The following is a 4,476-nucleotide window of genomic DNA, read 5'->3' as shown; positions in this document are numbered from 1 at the left end:
CTGGCCGCCGGCGGTGAAGCGGCCGCTCAGCGCGGTCGCGGTGCCGCCCGGCAGCTCCCAGGACGCGTGGGTGTCACCGCCCTGCGCCGCCACGGTGAGCCGGACGTCGACGACGAGCGCCCGGCGGACCCCACGCGGACCCTCCCGCAGCAGCAGCCGGTAGGACGCTGCCAGCGGGTCGCCGCCGGGCAGGTCCGTACCGGTCAATAGGCCATCATGCGGGACGGCCTCGAGCGGGACGGCGTCGAGGATCTGCAGCGCGATGCCCTCCGCGAGGGTGACGCGGCGGCCGTCGAGGGCGACCAGCAGGGCGGCCGTGCGTCCGTCGGTGTCGGCCCGGTCGGACTCGGTGACGAACAGCGCCTGCCCGTCGGGGCTCCAGCGGGCCGGCGCCGCCGCGCTGGTGTCCCCGCCGGCGATCCGACGCACGCCGACGGCGCTGATCCGCCGGCCGGCGGTGGGGTCCACGACGCGCACCTCGGTGAGCTCCTCGCCACCGGACGCGACCTGCACGGCGAGCAGGGTGCCGGCCGGCGACCACAGCGCGCTGCGAACATGACCGGGCCCCGTGTCGATGCGGCGGCGCCGGCCGTCGACCGAGCGGATCCACAGCCGGGGTCCGTCGGGGCCATCGGCGACGTAGGCGAGCCGACCGTCGGGAGCGAGCGCGGGAGCCCGCACGCCGACGGCCGCCACCCATTCCTCGGGCAGCGCCGCCGGCGCCGCGGCAAGCGCGCCGGGTCGGCGTGGTGCCGGCACATCACCGTGCTGGCGACGGGGGGTCAGATCGTCGAATCGACGGCGACGAGCCATGTCACTCCCTCGGCAGGTCCGGCGCGATCACGTCACGCCATGGGTCTGCAACCACATCTCCAGCAGCGCGGCCTGCCACAGGGCGTTGGCGCCGAGGGTGGTGCGGTTGTCGTTCGGGGCGGCGAGCATCGCCTGCACCCACGACGGCCGGTACAGGCCGCGGGACTTGGCGGCCGGGTCGGACAGCGCGTCGCGGACCCGGTCGAGGAACGGACCGTGCAGGTGGCGGATCGCCGGCACCGGGAAGTAGCCCTTGGGCCGGTCGATGACGTCGACGGGCATCAGCGGGCGGCCGATGTCCTTGAGCACGCCCTTGCCGCCGGAGGCGAGCTTGAGCTCGGGCGGGCAGGCGGCGGCGAGCTCCACCAGCTCGTGGTCGAGGAACGGGGTCCGGGCCTCGAGGCCGGCGGCCATCGTCATGTTGTCGACGCGCTTCACCGGGTCGTCCACGAGCATGATCGTCGAGTCGATCCGCAGGGCGGCGTCGACGGAGGTCTCGGCGCCGGGGCGGGCGAACTGGTCGGCGACGAACCGCCGCGAGGCGTCCGCGTCGAGGAGATGGTGCGGCTCGACCATCGCCGGCATGTCCCGGTGCGGCCGGTCGGCGAAGACCCGCAGGTAGGCGTCGACGGCGTCGCCGCGCGCCACGTCGGCCATCGGGGGGTACCAGGAGTAGCCGGCGAAGACCTCGTCGGCGCCCTGGCCGGACTGCACGACCTTGACGTGCCGGGAGACCTCCTGGGAGAGCAGGTAGAACGCGACGCAGTCGTGGCTGACCATCGGCTCGCTCATCGCGGCGACGGCGGCGTCGACGGCGGGCAGCAGCCGGCTGCCGGGCACCCGGATCTGGTGGTGGTCGGTGGCGAAGTGCTGGGCGATGATGTCGGAGTAGGCGAACTCGTCGCCGGACTCGCCGCCGGCGGCCTCGAAGCCGACGCTGAAGGTGGCCAGGCCGGTCTGCCCGGCCTCGGCGAGCAGGGCGACGATGAGGCTGGAGTCCAGCCCGCCGGAGAGCAGCACCCCGACGGGGACGTCGGCGACCATCCGGCGGCGTACGGCGGTGCGCAGCCGCTCGGCGATCGCGTCCTGCCAGTCCGTCGCGGTCCAGTCGGCGTGCGCCGGGTCGCGGGTGAACGACGGGCTCCAGTACACCTCGTCGGTGCTGGTGCCGTCGGGTTCGACGACGCGCACGGTCGCGGCGGGCAGCTTGCGGATCCCGGCGAGGATGGTGTGCGGCGCCGGCACCACCGAGTGGAACGACAGGTAGTGGTGGAACGCGACGAGGTCGATGTCGGAGCTGACCCCGCCGCCCGCGAGCAGCGCCGGCAGGGTGGAGGCGAACCGCAGCCGCTCGGCGTCGGCGGCGTAGTACAGCGGCTTGATGCCGAGCCGGTCGCGGGCGAGCACCAGGCGGCCGGTGTCCCGCTCGGCGACGGCGAAGGCGAACATGCCGGCGAAGTGGTCGACGCAGCGCGTTCCCCACCGGTGGTATGCCTTGGCGATGACCTCGGTGTCGGAGCTGGAGAAGAACCGGTAGCCGGCGGCGCTGAGCTCGTCGCGGATCTGCTGGTAGTTGTAGATGCAGCCGTTGAAGACGGTGGTGAGCCCGAGCTCGCTGTCCACCATCGGCTGGGCGCCGCACTCCGACAGATCGATGATCTTCAGTCGGCGGTGGCCGAACGCGACCGGCCCCATGGACCAGACGCCCACGCCGTCGGGCCCCCGTGGAACCATCGTGGCCGTCATGCGCGTCACCGCGTCGACATCCGCCGACCGGCCGTCGAACCTCAGCTCACCACTCAAACCGCACATTCCGCACTCCCGTCGGTCGTCCCAGCGATCAGGCGTGGTCCCTTCCCCGAACGTTCCGCCCGGCACCCCGGTGAGTGGTAGTCCGTCCACCCTCAATGCCGGACGTTTCACACTCGTATCGCTCGGGTTGCGGTTCACCCACCGCAGGCGAGAACCACTCGGTGGTGGGAGTCAGCTCAGCGGCGGGGGATCCAGGTGTCCTTGGAGCCACCGCCCTGCGAGGAGTTCACGATCAGGCTCCCGGGCGGCGCCACCCGGGAGAGCGCCGCCGGCACCACGACCGGCTCGCGCCCGGCGTAGACGAACGCCCGCAGGTCGACGGAGCACGGCTCGAGCGCGCTGTCGTGCCAGGTGGGATGGGTCGACAGGGCGATCACCTCCTGGCCGATCCAGCGCCGCGGGTCCGCCAGGACCTGCTCGCGGACCTGGGTGAGCTGGTACGGCTCGGCGTGCGGGCCGATGACGACCCCCGAGCCGCCGAAGCCGTCGACCGGCTTGACGACGAGCTGGTCGAGGTTGGCCAGCACGTGCTCGCACTGCTCCGGGTCGCCGCAGACGTAGGTGGGCACGTCGTCGAGGATCGGCTGCTCACCCAGGTAGTAGGTGACCATCCGCGGCACATAGGCGTAGACGACCTTGTCGTCGCCGACGCCGTTGCCGGGCGCGTTCGCGACGCTGACCCGCCCGCCACGCAGGGCGCGTAGCAGCGCCGGGCCGAGCGGCGCACCGTCGGCGCCGGTCGCGGCGAACAGCTCGTCCTCGTCGATGCGCCGGTAGAGCACGTCGACACGGCGCCGCCGCCCGTCGGCGACGTGGTGCACGCCGTCGTCGTCGGCGAGCAGCTCGCCGGGCTCGACCAGCGCGACGCCCATCTGCTCGGCCAGCAGCTTGTGCTCGAAGTAGGCGGAGTCGGCCGGCCCGCTGGTCAGCACGGCCAGCACGGGATCGCCGCCGGTGGCCCCCGGCGCGGCCGCGACGAGGGCGTCGCGCAGCATCGTGGGCACACCGTCCAGGCGCAGGATGCCCGAGGGCGGCCCGAGCTCCGGCAGCACCGACGCGGCCAGGCGCCGGCCCTCCATGGCGTAGGCGATCCCCGACGGCACCCGCAGGTTGTCCTCGAGGACCAGCCAGCCGCCGTCGCCGCCGCGCACCAGGTCGATGCCGGCGGTGGTGATCCGGATCGCCTCGCCGGGGACGGCCCGGCCACCGTGGCGCAGCCCCGGCGCGTCGTTGACGATCCACGGGGGCACGATGCCGTCGGCGACCGCGGCGCGCTCTCCGTAGACATCGTGCAGGAATGCCTCGAGCGCGCGGACCCGCTGGCGCAGGCCGGCGGAGAGCACCGACCAGTCGTCGGCGGCGATGATCCGCGGCACGATGTCGAACGGGAACGGCCGGTCGGCCGTCTCGCCGTCGACCCGGAAGACGATGCCCCGGTCGTTCTGCTCGGCCTGGCGGGCGCCGACCCGTTCGTCGAGGGCGTCGGGGCCGAGGCGCTCCAGCGTGCGCATCACCGCCCGGTACTGGGGGCGCACCGCGCCGCGCTCGTCAACGATCTCGTCGTAGCCGGTGGGCTGGTAGCGCTCCAACAGGTTCGGCGCGATCTGGTCGGGCGCGGAGACCGCCGGCGCGGCGCCGATGGTCGTTCCCGCCGGCGGGACGTCCCGGGTCTCGGCGAGGATCAGGTCGGCGACGTCGGTGAGCAGTCCGCGCCGCGCGAAGGCGCGCCGCTGGCGCTGCGCCGAGCTGCCGCGCCCGGCGGCCTGCTCGGCGAGGTTGTCGACGAGCTCCCAGTCGTCGAGCTGCTCCAGCTGGGGACGGACCTCCTCCAGCAGCCGGCGCAGCATCGCC

At 73.8% G+C, this 4,476-nt stretch carries 3 protein-coding genes; all 3 read right to left on the bottom strand.

Annotation, left to right across the window (positions count from 1 at the left end; genetic code table 11):
• Positions 1 to 813 (bottom strand): TolB family protein (locus tag MXD58_RS20750; protein WP_374616419.1); only part of this gene is annotated, 813 nt, incomplete at its 3' end.
• A 27-nt stretch (positions 814 to 840) separates the two neighbouring features.
• Positions 841 to 2,625 carry an N-acetylglutaminylglutamine amidotransferase gene (locus tag MXD58_RS20745; RefSeq protein ID WP_248840676.1) on the bottom strand — a complete coding sequence of 595 codons (1,785 nt, stop codon included), beginning with the start codon at positions 2,623 to 2,625 and terminating at the stop codon, positions 841 to 843.
• A 176-nt stretch (positions 2,626 to 2,801) separates the two neighbouring features.
• Positions 2,802 to 4,476, bottom strand: a 1,675-nt coding sequence (locus tag MXD58_RS20740) for a circularly permuted type 2 ATP-grasp protein (RefSeq protein WP_250609764.1), incomplete at its 5' end; no start/stop codon positions are given.

Source organism: Frankia sp. AgKG'84/4, from assembly GCF_023242965.2.
GTDB lineage: Bacteria > Actinomycetota > Actinomycetes > Frankiales > Frankiaceae > Frankia.
This window is presented reverse-complemented; position numbering and strand designations above follow the sequence as displayed.